This window comes from Clostridium sp. LS3 (assembly GCF_055330225.1).
On sequence record NZ_CM143921.1, the window covers coordinates 800359 to 818339 of the forward strand.

Annotated in this window: 18 protein-coding genes; 15 read left to right on the forward strand and 3 right to left on the reverse strand. The window is 28.6% G+C overall.

From position 1 onward, the window contains the following. Window positions 1-147: 147 nt before the first annotated feature. The 4 genes from ACZJV1_RS03690 to ACZJV1_RS03705 all read left to right on the forward strand — a co-directional run bounded on the left by ACZJV1_RS03690 (window position 148) and on the right by ACZJV1_RS03705 (window position 4176). Entirely contained in the window at window positions 148-381 is a 234-nt protein-coding gene (locus tag ACZJV1_RS03690; protein ID WP_460286236.1) for a glutaredoxin family protein, read from the forward strand. A gap of 95 nt (window positions 382-476) precedes the next feature. Then, the gene (locus ACZJV1_RS03695) at window positions 477-1130 is read left to right on the forward strand and encodes a Crp/Fnr family transcriptional regulator (protein WP_460286237.1); all 654 of its coding nucleotides are present in this window, start codon (window positions 477-479) and stop codon (window positions 1128-1130) included. A gap of 115 nt (window positions 1131-1245) precedes the next feature. Continuing rightward, on the forward strand, window positions 1246-1524 hold the full coding sequence (locus ACZJV1_RS03700; protein WP_411169908.1) for an ArsR/SmtB family transcription factor: 279 nt from the start codon (window positions 1246-1248) through the stop codon (window positions 1522-1524). A 177-nt stretch (window positions 1525-1701) separates the two neighbouring features. Then, window positions 1702-4176 carry a DsrE/DsrF/DrsH-like family protein gene (locus ACZJV1_RS03705; RefSeq protein WP_463651486.1) on the forward strand — a complete coding sequence of 825 codons (2475 nt, stop codon included), beginning with the start codon at window positions 1702-1704 and terminating at the stop codon, window positions 4174-4176. A 120-nt stretch (window positions 4177-4296) separates the two neighbouring features. Here the strand turns inward: ACZJV1_RS03705 and ACZJV1_RS03710 are convergent, their stop codons facing one another. After that, window positions 4297-5271 carry a methyl-accepting chemotaxis protein gene (locus ACZJV1_RS03710; RefSeq protein ID WP_463651487.1) on the reverse strand — a complete coding sequence of 325 codons (975 nt, stop codon included), beginning with the start codon at window positions 5269-5271 and terminating at the stop codon, window positions 4297-4299. Between the two features lies 1 nt (window position 5272). Further along, window positions 5273-5998 (reverse strand): DUF2225 domain-containing protein, encoded by a 726-nt coding sequence (locus ACZJV1_RS03715; RefSeq protein WP_463651488.1) that lies wholly within the window; start codon window positions 5996-5998, stop codon window positions 5273-5275. Between the two features lie 164 nt (window positions 5999-6162). On the opposite strand from ACZJV1_RS03715, the gene yjbM reads away from it, so the two are divergent. Beyond that, entirely contained in the window at window positions 6163-6957 is a 795-nt protein-coding gene (gene yjbM, locus ACZJV1_RS03720) for a GTP diphosphokinase (protein ID WP_411169912.1), read from the forward strand. A 119-nt stretch (window positions 6958-7076) separates the two neighbouring features. Here yjbM and ACZJV1_RS03725 read toward each other — a convergent pair whose 3' ends face one another. Further along, entirely contained in the window at window positions 7077-7799 is a 723-nt protein-coding gene (locus tag ACZJV1_RS03725; protein WP_463651489.1) for an exosporium glycoprotein BclB-related protein, read from the reverse strand. A 181-nt stretch (window positions 7800-7980) separates the two neighbouring features. Here ACZJV1_RS03725 and ACZJV1_RS03730 point away from each other — a divergent pair, with 181 nt between their 5' ends. From ACZJV1_RS03730 to ACZJV1_RS03775, 10 genes are all read left to right on the forward strand, one after another. Then, window positions 7981-8916: an ABC transporter permease gene (locus ACZJV1_RS03730; protein WP_463651490.1), complete on the forward strand. Its 936-nt coding sequence runs from the start codon at window positions 7981-7983 to the stop codon at window positions 8914-8916. Further along, on the forward strand, window positions 8916-9869 hold the full coding sequence (locus ACZJV1_RS03735; protein ID WP_463651491.1) for an iron chelate uptake ABC transporter family permease subunit: 954 nt from the start codon (window positions 8916-8918) through the stop codon (window positions 9867-9869). Before ACZJV1_RS03730 ends, ACZJV1_RS03735 begins: the two co-directional genes overlap by 1 nt. After that, entirely contained in the window at window positions 9866-10621 is a 756-nt protein-coding gene (locus tag ACZJV1_RS03740; RefSeq protein ID WP_463651492.1) for an iron ABC transporter ATP-binding protein, read from the forward strand. Before ACZJV1_RS03735 ends, ACZJV1_RS03740 begins: the two co-directional genes overlap by 4 nt. A gap of 41 nt (window positions 10622-10662) precedes the next feature. Continuing rightward, a complete protein-coding gene (locus tag ACZJV1_RS03745; protein ID WP_463651493.1) occupies window positions 10663-11610 on the forward strand; it encodes a siderophore ABC transporter substrate-binding protein in 948 nt (315 codons plus the stop codon). Between the two features lie 248 nt (window positions 11611-11858). Further along, window positions 11859-12407: an NADH peroxidase gene (locus ACZJV1_RS03750; protein ID WP_411168699.1), complete on the forward strand. Its 549-nt coding sequence runs from the start codon at window positions 11859-11861 to the stop codon at window positions 12405-12407. Between the two features lie 227 nt (window positions 12408-12634). Continuing rightward, window positions 12635-14062 carry a cardiolipin synthase gene (gene cls / locus ACZJV1_RS03755; RefSeq protein ID WP_460286248.1) on the forward strand — a complete coding sequence of 476 codons (1428 nt, stop codon included), beginning with the start codon at window positions 12635-12637 and terminating at the stop codon, window positions 14060-14062. Between the two features lie 63 nt (window positions 14063-14125). Continuing rightward, window positions 14126-15175 carry a 3-dehydroquinate synthase gene (gene aroB, locus ACZJV1_RS03760; protein WP_463651494.1) on the forward strand — a complete coding sequence of 350 codons (1050 nt, stop codon included), beginning with the start codon at window positions 14126-14128 and terminating at the stop codon, window positions 15173-15175. A gap of 91 nt (window positions 15176-15266) precedes the next feature. Beyond that, complete coding sequence (gene aroA, locus ACZJV1_RS03765) at window positions 15267-16562, forward strand: 3-phosphoshikimate 1-carboxyvinyltransferase (RefSeq protein ID WP_463651495.1); 1296 nt, start codon at window positions 15267-15269, stop codon at window positions 16560-16562. Further along, window positions 16540-17622: a chorismate synthase gene (aroC, locus tag ACZJV1_RS03770; RefSeq protein WP_463651496.1), complete on the forward strand. Its 1083-nt coding sequence runs from the start codon at window positions 16540-16542 to the stop codon at window positions 17620-17622. Before aroA ends, aroC begins: the two co-directional genes overlap by 23 nt. 2 nt (window positions 17623-17624) lie before the next feature. Next, a complete protein-coding gene (locus ACZJV1_RS03775) occupies window positions 17625-17915 on the forward strand; it encodes a chorismate mutase (protein ID WP_463651497.1) in 291 nt (96 codons plus the stop codon). The last annotated feature ends 66 nt before the right edge of the window (window positions 17916-17981 follow it).

Below are 17981 nucleotides of genomic sequence, written 5' to 3' on the forward strand. Positions count from 1 at the left end.
AGCAGTATAATCTGCAGTAAACTATATAAAAGCAAATTAATATAATAATATAAAAATTAAGTTTTGTGACTTTGTTACAGTCAAAAACAATATAAAAGAATATACTTATATCATAGAATAAATAATATGATATTGGAGGAAATAAAAATGAATAATATAAGAGTTTATACAACAAACACTTGTCCATGGTGTACTAAGGTTAAAAATTATTTAACAATTAACAATATAAGTTATGAAGAAGTTAACGTAGGCTTAAATAGAGCAGCAGCTATGGAAATGGTAAACAAGAGTGGACAAATGGGAGTTCCTGTTTTAGATATAGATGGAAAAATAGTTGTTGGGTTTGACAAGAATAGAATAGATAATTTATTAGGACTATAAATTAAAATAGTTATCAAATGGGTTGATAAAGAAAAAAAGTAAAGCTAAAATAATATTAGTTTTACTTTTTTTAGAGTTTATGAGGTATGTATAATATGGATTTAAGAAATGAATTAATGGAAAGTTATCCATTCTTAAAAGATTTAAATGAAGATTTATTAGAAGAGCTTTTCAATAGAATCATTATAAATAATTATTCAATTGGAGATAGTATGTTTAATAATATACAAAGTTGTATAGGTTTTTCTTTTATACTAGAAGGAACAATAAGAGTTTACAAATTAGGGGATGACGGTAAAGACATAACTTTATATAGGTTGAAAAAAGGTGATAATTGTTTTAATACAATACTATGTGCATTAACTAAATCAGAAGATACTTCTTTTGCAGAAGTAGAAGAGAATTCTGTTATTGCCCTTATACCAATGGACTTTTTTAAAAGAACCTTATTAGATAATAGTAGTTTCTTAAAATATATATTTAAAAATTTATATAATAAGTTTGAAGATGTAGTGCAAGGGTTAGAAAAAGTTACATTTGACAGTATAGAAAATAGACTTATAAATTATTTTAAGGAAAAAATGAAAGATAATAATGGTAGTAAGATAATTTATACCACTCATGAAAAAATTGCAGCTGATATAGGCTCATCTAGAGAAGTTGTAAGCAGAAGTTTAAAAGCTTTAGAAAAACGTGGCATTTTAAAACTAAGTAGAGGAAAAATTAAAATTATAAATTGGAGTTATTAAATTTATATTGACATCTCAGTAACAATATCATAAAATTTGAATATAGTAATATTATTGACAGATTAATAACAAAGTGCGATGATATTTATATTGAGAAGGGGGAAGAGGTGATAGCTTGGATAGTAATTATAAACAATATGAAGATATAGCAGAGTTTTTAAAGGTTTTAGCTCATCCTGTTAGACTTTGTATAGTAAAGAATCTTTTAGAAAAAGGTTGTTGTAATGTAACTAATATGCATAGTTGTTTAGGGATGCCTCAATCTACAATTTCTCAGCATTTACAAAAGCTAAAAAGTGTTGGAATAATAAAAGGTGAAAGAAATGGACTAGAAATAGTTTATGAAGTAGTAGATAAAAGAGCAGGAAAAATAATAAAATCACTTATTGAATGATAAGTGATAATAAGTAGTTGTTAATTTAGGACAGCTAATATAAAGCTGTTCTTTAAATTTATAGCATAAATCGTAATATTATAATATACAAATAACTTATTAAATAGATATTAAAATGAAATTCATTTATTTAAATTTTTATAAAGATTAGTATTATTTAATTTAGGAGGATTTTAAATGAAAAAGAAGGTTTTAATAGTTGGTGGTGTTGCAGGAGGAGCATCTGCTGCAGCTAGACTTAGAAGGTTAGATGAAAATATTGATATAGTAATGTTTGAAAAAGGTGAATATATTTCATTTGCAAATTGTGGACTTCCTTACTATGTTGGAGAAGTTATAAAAGAAAGAGACGCACTTTTACTTCAAACACCAGAAAAAATGAAATCTAGATTTAATATAGACGTTAGAGTTAATAGTGAAGTATTAAGTATTAATTCAGAAAAGAAAACTGTTAAAGTTAAATCTTTAAAGGATGGTGAGTATGAAGAGAACTTTGATTACTTAGTTCTATCACCAGGAGCTAAACCAATAAGACCTAATTTACCAGGGATTGATAGTGAAAAAATATTTGCTGTTAGAAATGTTCCAGACATAGATAGAATAAAAGCTTATGTAGATTCGAAAGAGATTAAATCTGCTGTTGTTATAGGAGGAGGATTTATCGGAGTAGAAATGGCTGAAAACTTAAAAGAAAGAGGAATAAAAGTAACTTTAGTTGAAGCTGCGCCTCATGTTTTAGCACCATTTGATTCTGAATTTTCATGTTTAATTGAAAGAGAATTAAATGCAAATGACATAAGCATAATACTAAATGACAAGGTTAATGGATTTGAAGAAACTTCAGATTCAATAAAGGTTAACCTTGGAAGTGGAAAAGAAATAGTTGCTGATATGGTCATTTCAGCAATTGGAGTTACTCCTGACACTTCTTTTATTAGAGATACAGGAATAGAGCTTGGGGAAAGAGGTCATATAATAGTTGATGATCATATGAGAACAAATAAAGAGGGGATTTTTGCAGTAGGAGATGCCGTAGTTGTTAAAGATTATGTAAATGGAAAAGAATCATTTATCCCATTAGCAGGACCTGCAAATAGACAAGGAAGAATAGTAGCAGATAATATAGCTGGATTAAACTCAGCTTATAAAGGAACATTAGGAACTTCAATAATTAAAGTTTTTGATATGGTTGCTGCATCAACTGGAAATAATGAAAGAACACTAAATAGATTTGGAATTAAATTTAATAAGGCTTATTTACATCCAATGAGCCATGCGGGATATTATCCAGATGCTACACCATTAACAATTAAAGTTATATATGATATTGAAGGAAAAATATTAGGAGCACAGGCTTTAGGTTACGAAGGTGTAGATAAATTTATAGATGTAATAGCAACTTCAATTAAATTTGGTGGAACAATGGAAGACCTAGCAGAGCTTGAACTTGCATATGCACCTCCATTTTTATCAGCAAAATCTCCAGCAAATATGGCAGGTTTTGTTGCTCAAAATCAAAACAAAGGATTAGTAGATACTATAAACATAGAAGAGTTAAAAGACTTTGATTCATCAAAGCAAATTTTACTAGATACAAGAGACAAGCAAGAAGTTGAACTTGGTAAAATAAAAGATTCGATAAATATACCAGTTAATGATTTAAGAGAAAACTTAGATAAGTTAGATAAGGATAAGGAGATTTTGGTTTACTGTGCTGTTGGTATAAGAGGTTATATAGCTGTAAGAATATTAAAGGCTAATGGGTTTAAGGCTAGAAACTTAAACGGTGGATACAAAACTTATGCAAACTGGAACTATAAAGCTAGAGTTATAGAAGATTCTATGGATGATAATAACGAAAATAACTATGGCGGAGATTCTGTAATGAAGGAAGTAGCAGCAGATCAAATAAGAGAATTGAATGCAACTGGATTATCTTGTCCAGGACCATTAATGCAAGTAAAAGCAACTATGGATACTATGGATGATGGAGAAGTACTAAAAGTAAAGGTATCAGATGAGGGTTTCTGTAGAGATATTGAAGCATGGACTAAAAAGACTAATAATAGACTTTTAAGCATAGAAAAGAATAAAGGTATAATAGAAGCTACGATTAAAAAATGTTCAGATCAGTTTTTATCAGAAAAAGCAGTTTCTAATGCTTGTTCAAATCTTCCAACTAAAAATGGACAAACAATGGTAGTGTTTAGTGGAGATTTAGATAAAGCTATAGCTTCATTTATAATAGCAAATGGTGCTGCAACGATGGGTAAAAAAGTCACTATGTTTTTCACTTTCTGGGGACTAAATATATTAAGAAAACCAGAAAAAATTAAAACTTCCAAGAATTTAATAGAAAAAGCCTTTGGAATCATGATGCCAAGAGGTAGCAAAAAGCTAGGCTTATCAAAGATGAATATGGGAGGAATGGGTGCTAAAATGATAAGAGGTGTCATGAACAACAAAAACATTCAATCTCTTGAAGACTTAATGGAGGCAGCTATTGAAAATGGAGTTGAAATAGTAGTTTGCACAATGTCTATGGATGTTATGGGAATTAAAAAAGAAGAATTAATAGATGGTATAAGCTATGGTGGTGTAGGATATTACCTTGGAGAAGCTGATGATTCTAATGTTAACCTATTTATTTAAATAAGAGTTAAAAAACTTAAAAACTAAAGGGATATGTTTTGCATATCCCTTTTTACTCTTTATGAAATTATATTTCTATATTTATTCTAGATAACTATTGTGAGATATTTATTTATACTATTAAATTTGATTATTTAATGAAGATATAGTATCATCAAGCTTTTCTAGGCTAGTTGTTTGTAAGTCCATATTTGCAGCAATTTCTTCACATAAAGCAGAATGCTCTTGAGAAATAGTAGAAACTCTTTCTATTGTAGATAAAACATTATCTTTTTCAGAAGAAGCTACAGTTAGATTTTCTATACAGCTATCAATTTCTGTAATTGAATCACTTATTGATGATTTTATATTTGTAAAGCTACTTTTAGTGCTAAGAAGGGTTTTTTGTTGATTATCTATAGCTGAACTACCAGCTTGCACAGCTTTTGAAGTATCGATTATATCAGATTTAATATCATCTAATATTTTAGTGATACTTTCAACAGATTGCTTTGAGTTTTCAGCAAGCTTTCTTACTTCACCAGCAACTACTGAGAAGCCTCTACCAGCTTCTCCAGCTCTTGCAGCTTCAATTGCTGCGTTAAGCGAAAGTAAGTTTGTTTGGCTTGCAATTTGACTTATAGAATCTGTAATTGTATTTACTGATTCTAATTTTGAAACAAGAGAATTTACAGTTTGGCTTACTATTGTGAAAGCTTGTTGTAATGACATTAATGATTCATTTAAGCCAGTAAATGTATTTAATCCTTCATCAGCAACTTTATCTGTATCAAATACTGCTATTTGCACATTAGTAACATTATAAGCTAACTGTTCCATACGACTATTGAAATTTGCCATTATATTGTTAACATTATTAATTTCTTCAGCTTGTGTAAGAGTAGCAGTAGTTAAATTTGATAATGAACTATTAACATCGTGTATTGCACTAGATATACTAGAACTGCTTTCACTTAACATAACCATCTCATTTTTTAGATTCTCGTTTGCATTTTCTTTTTTGTTAATGTTAGTAGTAACGAACTCATTTGAAATTTCCTCTACATTATTTTTGGTTACTTCACTATTCTTCTTTGATTTAGAAAATAAACCCATTTTAGTACCTCCTAATTTTATCCTTTCCATCACGAGCCATCTCTTTTATTTTTTGAGGTGAACCTATAGAAGTAATTACTTCAGAAAACCATTTTAGAGCAAGGGTATCTTCACTAATTCTTCTATATAATTCACCGATTAGGAACATAATAGAAAACCTATCCAATCCATATACTGGAAGTTTTTCATTCGTAAATGTATCATTAAAAGCTACTAATGCTTGTTTAATAAAGTTTTTTTCATTAACATCGTCCATTAATAGCCTGTACATCCAAGCGATTTTTAAGCAAAGCATAGCTTTAGTACTACTCTTACCTTCAATAATTAAGGCGTTAAGTAAAGCTAATTTATATCTTTCAATTGCAATTTTTTCATTAAAAGGAATATCATATTCACGATTGATCCATTTAGGTGTGATTTTTTCTTTAACTAGTTTTATTTGAAATTCTCTTATTTTATTAAAATCTGTTTTTAAGGACGCGTAACCACAAGTTGGGCATAACCATACTTCATAAAAATATGGGTTTATAACAGAATATCTTATAAATAAGTCTGAGTCTCTAGAAACAACTCTAGGTGCATTAACCTTTACAGCTGGTGTTCTAAAAGAGTTATCACAAACTGGACAAGATACTTCCTTAAGGAATAAATTATTTATTAATTTATGATTATTATCGTTTACTTCTTTTAAATCTTTAGTATTTATGTTGTCTGAAGATTTTATCATAAGTTACCACCTCAATATTACACATATAGTTAATTATAACATATTGGAGTAATTTTGTAGATAAGGCATTTATAAATATAAGAATATAACTTAAATAATTTGATTACACATTTTAATATTTTTGATATAATAGTTAAGGTGAAGTTTGAAAAGGGTGATAAGATATGGCAATTCAAGATTGGAAAAGTTTTTTTATGCCTTATGAACAGGCTGTAGATGAACTGAAAGTAAAACTTAGAAGCATAAGAAAGGAATATAGAAAGAAGAATGAATATTCTCCAATAGAATTTGTTACAGGAAGAGTAAAAGAAATATCAAGTCTTCTTGAAAAAGCTAATAAATTCGGAATTCCTTTAGATAGGCTTCAATATGAAATTGAAGACATAGCTGGCATTAGGATAATGTGTCAGTTTGTAGATGATATAGATAGAGTTGTAGAAATATTAAGAGCAAGAAAAGATATGCAAATACTCTATGAAAAGGACTATGTTAGAGGTGTAAAAGAAAGTGGATATAGAAGCTATCATATTATAATTAAGTATCCAATAAATATGGCAGAAGGCCAAAAGGAGATATTAGCTGAATTTCAGATAAGAACATTAGCTATGAACTTTTGGGCAACTATAGAGCATTCTTTAAATTATAAGTATAAAAAACAATTACCTGATAATGTAAGAGAGAAGCTTAAGAAAGCAGCTGATGCAGCTTTTGAATTAGATGAACAAATGCTTGATATTAAGGATGAAATTAAAGATGCTCAAAGGCTATTTGAAATAAAGTCAGATATTATTTCAAGTATAATGCATAATATATTAACTCTTATATCATTAGGAAAGTTTGCTGAAGCAAGTAGATATGAAAGTTCATTAAATAAGTTAATAGAAGATGGAGAGATATATGAACTTAACAATCTACTAGTATCTATTAAAAGAGATATAAATAAGTATAAAGATAATTAATATTTAAAAATCAATAATTAGTATTTTAAAGAAGGGGATATTTTCACAATTTAGACATGTGAAAATATCCCCTATTTTTTATTTTTTATAAGATATTATTTAAATCTATTTTAAATTTTTTATAATATACCCAATCCTGCACTTGCATAACCTACTATTGGATTAGGAGCAACAGTTGTTGTTCCTTGAGCTATAGCTGAGAAAACTAACATTAAGCGTGTTTGCCTTCTTACAGGTATATTTATATTTCGCCTAATTCCAGTAGATACACTACCTATAATTGAAGCACCTGTGATTGGTGGTGCTAATGTTACTTCTGTACCTGGTATTGCTGTGAAAGTAATACTTGGTGGGAATGATCTGTATAACTGAGCCCTTATAAGAACTGCCCCTGCAGTAATACCTGATAAATTAGATAAAGTAAAATCTGCAGCTAGTGATCTTATAATTCCATTTCTTGGCATAGTAAATGCCATATTAACAGTGCCCGCTAGCGGCAAAGTAATAGTTCCACTCGGTACATTTAATGTAAGTGGAGTTGCATTATTACCAAAAGCAATTGCACTTTCATTTACATTAACAGTATTAGGTTGAATTACATTTAAACTTACAGTACCTCCTGATGCAAATGGAATTATACTTGAAGCTAATCTTATTTCTCTACAATGTTTTTCATGACATCTGTGATCATCATCACATCTATGCTCATCATGACATTTGTGCTCATCATGCCATCTGTGTTTATCATCACATTCATCTTCTTCGTACATTGCTTTAGATTCTGAATAATCATTTGAAGAATCATCGTAATAAAAATTATTTGGATAATTGTCAATACTCATTTGTATTTCTCCTTTTTTCATAAGTTATTGATATATTACATAATATGCAGAAAATTTAAAAATGTTAATTCTATATAAAAAGAATTAGATTGATTTTCCAAAAGTATATTGACAATGATAATCTTTATCATTTATAATGATAATCAGTTGATAGGTATTATCAAATAACAGGAGTGAGTATATGACTAAGAAATCTTTAATAGCAACTACTATTATATTATCAGTAATATCCCTATTTGTTGGAGTATCAGATATTAATTTTTTTAATATAGGAGCAGAAGAAATAGAAGTGCTTATGATAAGTAGGATACCTAGGGTGTTAAGCATATTAGTAGCCGGAATAGGAATGAGCATTAGTGGAGTTATAATGCAGCAAATAAGTAATAATAAATTTATTTCTCCAACAACAGCAGCAACAGTTGATTCGGCTAAGCTTGGAGTTTTATTTTCATTAATAGTGTTTAACTCAGCTACTATAATGCAAAAAATGTTTTTATCCTTTTTATTTGCAATAATGGGTACTTTTATTTTTATGGCAATACTTAAAAAGATAAAATTTAAAAATGTAATTTTTATTCCTTTAGTAGGTATAATGCTCGGAAATGTAATAGGCTCAATAACAGATTTCTTTGCATTCAAATACAATTTAACTCAAAATATTGGAGTTTTTATGCAAGGTAGTTTCTCATCAGTAATAAAGGGAAACTATGAAATATTGTACTTAAGTATTCCCTTGGTAATAATTGCTTTTTCATATGTACATAAGTTTACATTAGCAGGTATGGGGGAAGAGATGTCAGTTAGCCTTGGGCTAAACTACAAAAGAGTAACTAATATAGGAGTTATATTAGTTGCATTAATATCAGCTTTAGTTGTAATAACAGTTGGAAGTATCCCATTTATAGGACTTATTATCCCGAATATTGTATCTATTTGGAAAGGGGACAACTTAAAAAATAATATGCCTTTAGTTGCACTTTTAGGATCTAGCTTTTTATTAGCATGTGATATATTAAGTCGTTTAATAATTTTCCCTTATGAAATACCAATAGATTTAACTGTTGGGGTAATTGGTGGAATAATATTCCTTTATCTAATATTTAGGAGGAATAAGTAATGATAAATAAGAAAAAAAGAACATGGGCACTTTTTATACTAGCAGTAATTTTTTTAATTTTATATATTGTATGGGGATTAAATTCTAATAACTATACTTACAATTTATCACATAGACTTCCAAAGGTTTTAGGGATAATAATAGCAGGAGGAACAATAGCAGTAGCATCAATACTATTTCAAACTATTACAAATAATAGAATTATTACACCTAGCATAATAGGATTAGATGCATTATATGGCTTAGTTCAAAGTTTTGTAGTATTCGTATTTGGGTCAAGCTCTATATTTATGACTAACAAAACTATAAACTTCATAGTATCAGGAACAATTATGATAGGACTTGCAATGCTGTTATTTAAAGTTGTATTAAAAAAAGGGAAAAACAATATATTTTTCTTGCTTTTAGTAGGAACAGTACTAGGAACTTTATTTAGAAGTTTCTCAACTTTTATTCAAGTTCTTATAGATCCTAATGAATATGATGCATTACAAAGTAGATTATATGCTTCATTTAGTTTAGTAAATACACAGATACTGTTTGTATCAATTATAGTTATACTAATACTTTTTGCATTCTTATATGATGACTTTAAAAAACTAGATGTTATGTCATTAGGTAGAGAACAAGCAATAAATTTAGGTATAGATTACGATAAATTTAGTAAAAAGATATTAGTAATAGTAGCAATATTGGTATCTTTATCAACAGCCTTGGTTGGACCAATAACTTTCTTAGGAATTATAGTAGTAAATTTAACTTATGAAATTATAAGAAGCCATAAGCATACTGAATTAATTATAGTAGGTATATTGATTAGTGTTATAGCTTTGGTAGGAGGACAATTTTTAGTAGAAAGAGTATTTAATTTTAATACAACAGTGGGAATAATAATTAACTTCATAGGAGGAGTTTATTTTATAAATTTACTGTTAAGGGAGAGTAGAGCATGATAGAAGTTAAAAATATAAGTAAAAGTTATGGAAGTAAAAAAGTTTTAGAAAATGTTTCTTTTAATATAGAAAAAGGAAAAATAACATCTTTTATAGGTCCTAATGGTGCAGGAAAAAGCACAGTTCTATCTATAATATCAAGACTTATGGATATGGATGAAGGAGCGGTATTTATAGATGGTAAAGAGCTTAAATCATGGGATACAAAAGAACTTTCAAAAAAATTATCTATACTTAAGCAAAGTAACAATATAAATATAAGATTAACAATTAGAGAATTAGTATCCTTTGGAAGGTTCCCATATTGTGAAGGAAAGTTAAAAGAAGAAGATGAAATTTTAGTAGACAAGGCTTTAGAATATATGAAGCTTACGGATATACAAGATAAATATTTAGATGAGCTTAGTGGTGGGCAAAAGCAAAGAGCTTATATAGCTATGATAGTAGCTCAAGATACAGATTATATACTTTTAGATGAACCATTAAATAATTTAGATATGAAGCATTCAGCAGAAATGATGAAGCTACTTAGAAAAATGGTTAATGATTTAGGTAAAACAATTATAATAGTTATTCATGACATAAACTTTGCATCATGCTATTCAGATAATATAGTTGCTTTAAAGGATGGGAAATTAGTTGAAAATGGCAACTGGGAAAATATTATTACAGAGGATAGCTTAAGTAAACTTTATGAGATGAACTTTAATATAAGAGAAGTTAATAATCAAAGAATATGTATATATTTTTAACATAATTAATATAAATTTTTATAAAATGGAGGAATTTTAAAATGAATAAAAAAATAGGAATAATTATAGGTATTATAATAGTATTAATGCTTGCTGGCTTTGGAGTATATAAATTTAAGGGCGAATCTACAAAACAAACACAAGTCGAAAAGACAGTTAAAATTGTAGATAGAAAGGGAGAAAAAGAAGTTCCATTAAAGCCAGAAAGAGTAGTTGTATTAGATTTAGGTTCATTAGATATAATGACTGAATTAGGGGTAGAACCAGTTGGGTTGCCTAAAAATTCATTACCATCATATTTAGAAAAGTATAAAGATAGTAAATATGCTGATTTAGGTGCTTTAAAAGAATTTAATATGGAAAAAATAAATGAATTAAAACCAGATTTAATTATAATAGAAGGAAGACAAGAATCTTTTTATGACGAGCTAGCTAAAATAGCACCAGTAGTATTCTTAGGAACAAAGGATGGAGATCATTTTGGATCATTAGAGACAAATATAGATGTTTTAGGAACTATATTTGATAAAAAGGATGTAGCTGATAATAAATTAAAAGATATAAATACTAGAGTTGAAGCAGTAAACAAAAAAGTTAAAGAATTAAATAAAACTGCCTTAGTTTCAATGGTTAGTGATAGTAAGATAAGTGTCTTTGGACAAGAATCAAGATTCAGAATGATATATGATAAGTTTGGATTCGCTCCTGCTGATGATAAAATTGAGGTGTCAGGACATGGACAAGATGTTTCATATGAATATTTAAAAGCTAAAAACCCAGGATATTTATTTGTTATAGATAGAGGAGCTGTAGTAGGCGGAAATCAAAAACCAGCGAAAGAAGTTATAGAAAATGAATTAGTAAAAACAACAGACGCATATAAAGAAGGCAACATTGTTTATTTAAATCCACAAGCATGGTATATAGGTGGTAGCGGATTAATGTCAACAGATGTAATGCTTACAGAAATAGAAAACTCACTTAAGTAAAATTCTATAATTAGTCATCAAATATCTCTTTATATAAAAATACGTTAAGTTAAGAAAATTTAAGTTTATTTATAAAAGTAGGATACTTTTAAATCATAAAAGTGTCTTACTTTTATTTATTATAAAATTTTATAAAAAACTCTTTACAACTAATAATTATTATTATATAATAATAAATGTAAACAGGAATTACAAAATTAAAAAAGATTATAATTAAATTAAGATATAAATGAGGAGGATTTTAAATTATGAAGAAATTTGTTTGTACAGTATGTGGATACGTTCATGAAGGGGATATGGCACCAGCACAATGTCCAGTATGTAAGGTTGGAGCAGATAAGTTCGTAGAACAATCAGGAGACTTAGCATGGGCAGATGAGCACAGAGTTGGAGTAGCAAAAGATGTAGATCCAAGAGTAATGGAAGGATTACAAGCTAACTTTGTAGGAGAATGTACAGAAGTAGGAATGTACTTAGCAATGTCAAGACAAGCGGACAGAGAAGGATTCCCAGAAGTAGCAGAAGCATATAAGAGAATAGCATTTGAAGAAGCAGAACATGCAGCTAAATTTGCAGAATTAATTGGAGAAGTAGTAGTAGCAGATACAAAGGCTAACTTACAAGCTAGAGTAAATGCAGAGCACGGAGCTTGCCAAGGAAAGAAAGATTTAGCAACATTAGCTAAGCAATTAAACTTAGATGCAGTTCATGACACAGTTCATGAAATGTGTAAAGATGAAGCTAGACATGGTCAAGCATTCAAGGGATTATTAGACAGATATTTCGGACAAAACTAATTATAAGTATATAGATTCTCAGAAAAGGAGTTATTCTCTAATGATTAATAAAGTCATTAGAGATATAACTTCTTTTTATATTTTTATATAAGAGTTTCAGAGCTCAACAATTTATAATAAAAACGAATTGGAAATTGCAATATAAATTCTTATTTCTTTCATAATATTATAAAAATGTATATAATAAGATAATAGAATAAAATAAGTTCAGATAGAGGTGATATAAAATGAATGCATCTATTTTATTAATAGTAGCTTATGCTATTAGTATTTTATCTGCAATATCTCTAATATTTATAGAGAGAAAAGAGCCAACTACTACTTGGGCATGGTTATTGATATTATTAGTTCTTCCAGGGGTAGGATTTATAATATATTTGATATTTGGTCAAAATTTAAGTAGACAAAAAATATTTAGAGAAAAGAAAGTTACAGATGAAAAGAAATCCAGAAAATTATTAGAAGAATTTAAGGAAGAAAAAAGAGCGCAGAGAATATCTGATGAGTATATGGATCTTATAATGATGAATTATAACCATTCAGGAGCTCTTTATACAACAGGAAATAGCATTAAAAGCTATATAAACGGAGAAGAAAAATTTAATGATTTAGTTGAAGACATAAAATCTGCTAAAGATTTTATACATATTGAGTATTATATATTTAGACTAGATGGATTAGGAAAGAAAATTATAAATGAGTTAAAGAAAAAAGTAGATGATGGAGTTGAAGTTAGACTCTTAGTTGATGCTATGGGATCTAAGAGTATAAGAGGAAAGGATATTAGATATATAAGGAGCTTAGGAATAAAATTCAAAGTTTTTTTCCCAGGAATATTACCTTATATAAATATACGTTTAAACTATAGAAATCATAGAAAAATTGTTGTTATAGATGGCAAGATAGGATATGTAGGTGGATTCAATGTAGGTGATGAATATATAAATAAGGGAAAACAGTTTGATTTTTGGAGAGATACGCACATAAGAGTTCAAGGTGAAGCTGTAAATGAACTAAATAAGAGATTTATACTAGATTGGGATTATGCATCAGAAGGAGAACTTAAAAGCTATGAAAAATATTTCACTAAGCAAGAAATCTACGGGGAAGTAGGGATGCAAATAATATCATCAGGTCCAGATCATAAAGAAGAGTATATAAAAAATGCATATATGAAAATAATTAATAATGCGAAGAAAAATGTGTATATTCAAACCCCATACTTAGTCCCAGATGAGCCAATGAAAGAAGCTTTAAAAATAGCAGCTTTATCAGGAGTAGATGTAAGAATAATGGTTCCAGGAAAGCCAGATCATTTCTTTATGGAGTGGATACTTAGCGCCAATATGGGTGAACTTATAGAATGTGGTGTAAAGATATATAGATACCAAAAAGGATTTATTCACGCGAAAACTATCGTAGCAGATGGGAAAGTATGTAGTATAGGGACAGCTAATTTAGATATAAGAAGTTTTCAATTGAACTTTGAAATAAATGCATTTATATTTGAAGATGATTTTGCTAAAGCACAAGAGGAAGTTTTTTATAAAGATATAGAAGTTTGTAATCTTGTTACGATGGATGAATATAACAATAGAGGGAAATGGATAAGAATTAAAGAAGCTTTAATTATGTTAATTGCTCCTATATTGTAGTGTTAAAGAGTTTTTAATAGTAGTCTTAATTCTCTAATTAGTTTAATTGTAAGAGGTGATGTTTTGAAATTATCTGTAAATTTAAATCATAGTAACTATGATATTATTATAGAAAAAGGCTTATTAAATAAAATTGCTTATGAAATAAAGGGGACTTTTAAAGGAAATAAAGTTTTTATTTTAACTGATAAAAATGTTGATAAGCATTATGGTAGCAATATTTTAAATAGCTTAACTCAAGAAGGATATGAATGTAAAAAGTTAGTGTTGGATCCAGGGGAAGAAACAAAAGTCTTTTTTACTTTACCTTTAATATATGATGAACTTTTAAATTTTAAATTTACTAGAAGTGATTTAATTATAACCTTAGGTGGTGGAGTTATTGGAGATCTAGGAGGATTTGTTGCATCTACTTATTTAAGGGGTGTACCATTTGTACAATGTCCAACTACTTTACTTGCTCAAGTAGATAGCAGTGTAGGAGGAAAAGTAGGAGTAGATTTAGATAAGGGAAAAAATTTAGTAGGTAGTTTTTATCATCCAAAGAAGGTTATTATAGATCCTATAGTTTTAGAAACTTTAAGTGAAAGAGTTTTTAATGATGGTATGGCTGAAGTTATTAAATATGGTTGTATAGAGGATAAAGATTTTTTTGAAAGGCTATTTAATTATAGAGATAAAAAAGAAGTTATAAACAATATAGAATACATTATTCACAATTGTTGCAAAATTAAAGCAGAAATTGTGGAAAAAGATGAAAAGGATACTGGAGAAAGAATGCTTTTAAATTTTGGTCATACAATAGGGCATGCAATAGAACAATACTTTAAATATAGTAAGTATACACATGGAGAAGCTATTGCAATAGGAATGTATGAAATAACTAAATTAAGCGAAACGTTGAAGTATACTAAAGGTGGTACAGCAGATAGAATAAAGAGGATATTAATTAAATACCAATTACCATATGAATTAAATATTAATATTAATGAAATAATTAAGACAGTAGAATTAGATAAGAAGAATTTAGGGGCAAATCTTAATTTAATATTTCTAAAAGAAATAGGGAATAGCTTTATATATACAACTACTAGCAAAATATTTATAGAATAAGAGAATCTGAAAATAAGAAATTAAGAGAACAATATAATAAAGTTAGTGAAAGTTATTTTATTACCATAATCATTAATAAGGGTGGTGTTTTATGAAGACATTAAAAATAAGAAGATCTAAATTAGATGGAATTGTTAAGGTGCCTCCCTCAAAGAGTATGTCACACAGAGCTATTATTTGTGCAGCTCTTGGAGTGGGAACATCTACTATAGAGAATATAGATTACTCAGATGATATTAATGCAACTATAGATGCAATGATTGCTTTAGGAGCAACAATTATTAAAGAAGAAGATAAAGTGATTGTTAGTGGAATGTATAGAGAAGATTCAATAAAAAGTAATGTTAGGGTTATTGACTGTAATGAATCAGGTTCTACTTTAAGATTTATAATACCTATTTCTCTTTTATTTGATGGAATTACTAAATTTGTGGGCAAAGGTAACTTAGGAAAAAGACCTTTAGATACATATTTTGATATATTTAAAGAACAGGGAATTAAATATAATTATGTTGAGAACGAATTAAATATGATAGTTAAAGGTGTTCTAAAATCAGGAGAGTTTACTTTGCCAGGGAATATAAGCTCACAGTTTATAACTGGGTTATTATTTTCTCTTCCTTTACTAGATGGTGACTCTAAAATAATTATAACTACTGATATAGAATCAAAAGGTTATATAGATTTAACTCTTTCTTGTATGAAGGATTTTGGAATAGAAATAGAAAATAATAATTATAAAGAGTTTATAATTAAAGGTAACCAAAGATATATATCTAGAAACTATAGAGTTGAGGGAGATTACTCTCAAGCAGCATTTTATCTTTCAGCAGATGCCTTAGGATCAAGTGTTGTAATTGATGACTTAAATATAAAATCACTACAGGGAGATAAGGAGGTAATAGAGATATTAGAAAGAATGGGTGCTAAATTTCACGTTAATGAAAATAGCATTAATTGCACTATAGATAATGAATTAATATCAACTGTTATAGATGCATCTCAATGTCCTGATATAATTCCAGTATTGTCAACAGTTGCAGCTTTAGCAAAAGGGAGAACTGAAATTATAAATGGAGGAAGGCTTAGAATTAAAGAATGCGATAGGCTAAAAGCGATAGCAACTGAGCTTAATAAGATTGGTGCTAAAGTAGAAGAAAAAGAAGATGGGCTTATAATAGAGGGAGTAGATGAATTTGAAGGTGGAGTTGAAGTTTGGAGCTGGAAAGATCATAGAATAGCAATGAGCTTAGCTATAGCCTCAACTAGGTGTAAAGAGCCTATAATAATAAAGGATTGTGATTGTGTTGCGAAATCATATCCAAATTTCTTTGAGGATTTTAAAATGCTAGGAGGCAGTGTAGATGAGTGGGATATGGGGGAATAGCATAAAGGTTTCTATATTTGGAGAATCCCATGGAAATGCTATAGGAATAAATATAGATGGGTTACCATCAGGCTTTGAAATTGATATGGAAAAAATTCTTTTGGAAATGTCAAGAAGAGCTCCAGGTAAAAATCAAATATCAACAGCAAGAAAAGAAAGGGATCTTCCTGAAATATTAAGTGGTTATTTCCAAGGAAGAACTACAGGAACCCCTCTTTGTGCAATAATAAGAAATGGTGATACTAGATCAAAAGATTATAGTAAAACAAAAGATTATATGAGACCAGGTCATGCTGATTTTACAGGAAATTCAAGATATTCTGGTTTCAATGATTATAGAGGGGGAGGGCACTTTTCAGGAAGAATAACTGCTCCACTAGTATTTGCTGGAGCTATATGCAAACAGATATTAGAGGAAAAAGGAATATTTATTGGAGCCCACATTTCTTCAATAAAGAATGTAGTTGATAAAGAATTTAATAGTATAAATATATCCAAAGAAGAATTATTAGAATTAAGAAACAAGGAATTACCATTAATAGATAATTCCCTAAAAGAGAAAATAAAAAACACGATACTACAAGCAAAATATGAAGGAGACTCTGTTGGTGGAAGTATAGAGTGTGCTGTTATAGGAATAAATCCAGGGATAGGAAATCCATTTTTTGATTCAGTAGAGTCTACATTAGCCCATTTAATATTTTCAGTACCAGCTGTAAAGGGAATAGAGTTTGGTAAGGGCTTTGAAATGACTAATATGTTTGGTTCAGAGTGCAATGATGAATATTATTATGATAAAGATAAGGTTAAGACAAAAACTAATAACAATGGTGGAATATTAGGTGGAATAACTAATGGAATGCCAATAGTATTTAAGGTTGCTATAAAGCCTACAGCCTCTATTATAAAAGAACAAAATACAATAGATATAAAAACTAAAGAAAATGTAAAATTAAAAGTAGAAGGAAGACACGATCCTTGTATAGTTCAAAGAGCAGTACCAGTTATTGAAGCCGTGACAGCAATAGGTTTACTTGATTTAATAAAGGGGATAGAATAGGAATGAATGAGTTAGATAACTATAGAAAAGAAATTGATACCATTGATAAAGAACTAATAGCACTATTTGAGAAAAGGATGGATATTTCAGCTGAAGTTGGAGACTATAAAAAGAAAAACAGTTTACCAATTTTTAATGGAAAAAGAGAAGAGGAAGTTATAGAAAAAAATATAATGAAGCTTAAGAATAAGAATTATTCTAATTTTGCACAGAGCTTTTTTAAAAATATAATGGAATTAAGTAGGATTCTTCAAGAAAATATAATTAAAGAAGATAAGAATTCTAGCAATTAAATTAGGGAAATTAGATTTTTTCTTTATACTTTCCTTAATTTTAGTTTGTACGTGGACGTATGTAAG

Coding starts and splice junctions, on each gene's coding strand:
- yjbM (WP_411169912.1), top strand. CDS start 6,163: ATGGCAATTCAAGATTGGAAAAGTTTTTTTATGCCTTATGAACAGGCT.
- ACZJV1_RS03730 (WP_463651490.1), top strand. CDS start 7,981: ATGACTAAGAAATCTTTAATAGCAACTACTATTATATTATCAGTAATA.
- ACZJV1_RS03775 (WP_463651497.1), top strand. CDS start 17,625: ATGAATGAGTTAGATAACTATAGAAAAGAAATTGATACCATTGATAAA.
- ACZJV1_RS03695 (WP_460286237.1), top strand. CDS start 477: ATGGATTTAAGAAATGAATTAATGGAAAGTTATCCATTCTTAAAAGAT.
- ACZJV1_RS03740 (WP_463651492.1), top strand. CDS start 9,866: ATGATAGAAGTTAAAAATATAAGTAAAAGTTATGGAAGTAAAAAAGTT.
- ACZJV1_RS03735 (WP_463651491.1), top strand. CDS start 8,916: ATGATAAATAAGAAAAAAAGAACATGGGCACTTTTTATACTAGCAGTA.
- ACZJV1_RS03690 (WP_460286236.1), top strand. CDS start 148: ATGAATAATATAAGAGTTTATACAACAAACACTTGTCCATGGTGTACT.
- aroA (WP_463651495.1), top strand. CDS start 15,267: ATGAAGACATTAAAAATAAGAAGATCTAAATTAGATGGAATTGTTAAG.
- ACZJV1_RS03745 (WP_463651493.1), top strand. CDS start 10,663: ATGAATAAAAAAATAGGAATAATTATAGGTATTATAATAGTATTAATG.
- aroC (WP_463651496.1), top strand. CDS start 16,540: ATGAGTGGGATATGGGGGAATAGCATAAAGGTTTCTATATTTGGAGAA.
- ACZJV1_RS03705 (WP_463651486.1), top strand. CDS start 1,702: ATGAAAAAGAAGGTTTTAATAGTTGGTGGTGTTGCAGGAGGAGCATCT.
- ACZJV1_RS03750 (WP_411168699.1), top strand. CDS start 11,859: ATGAAGAAATTTGTTTGTACAGTATGTGGATACGTTCATGAAGGGGAT.
- ACZJV1_RS03710 (WP_463651487.1), bottom strand. CDS start 5,271: ATGGGTTTATTTTCTAAATCAAAGAAGAATAGTGAAGTAACCAAAAAT.
- ACZJV1_RS03725 (WP_463651489.1), bottom strand. CDS start 7,799: ATGAGTATTGACAATTATCCAAATAATTTTTATTACGATGATTCTTCA.
- cls (WP_460286248.1), top strand. CDS start 12,635: ATGAATGCATCTATTTTATTAATAGTAGCTTATGCTATTAGTATTTTA.
- ACZJV1_RS03715 (WP_463651488.1), bottom strand. CDS start 5,998: ATGATAAAATCTTCAGACAACATAAATACTAAAGATTTAAAAGAAGTA.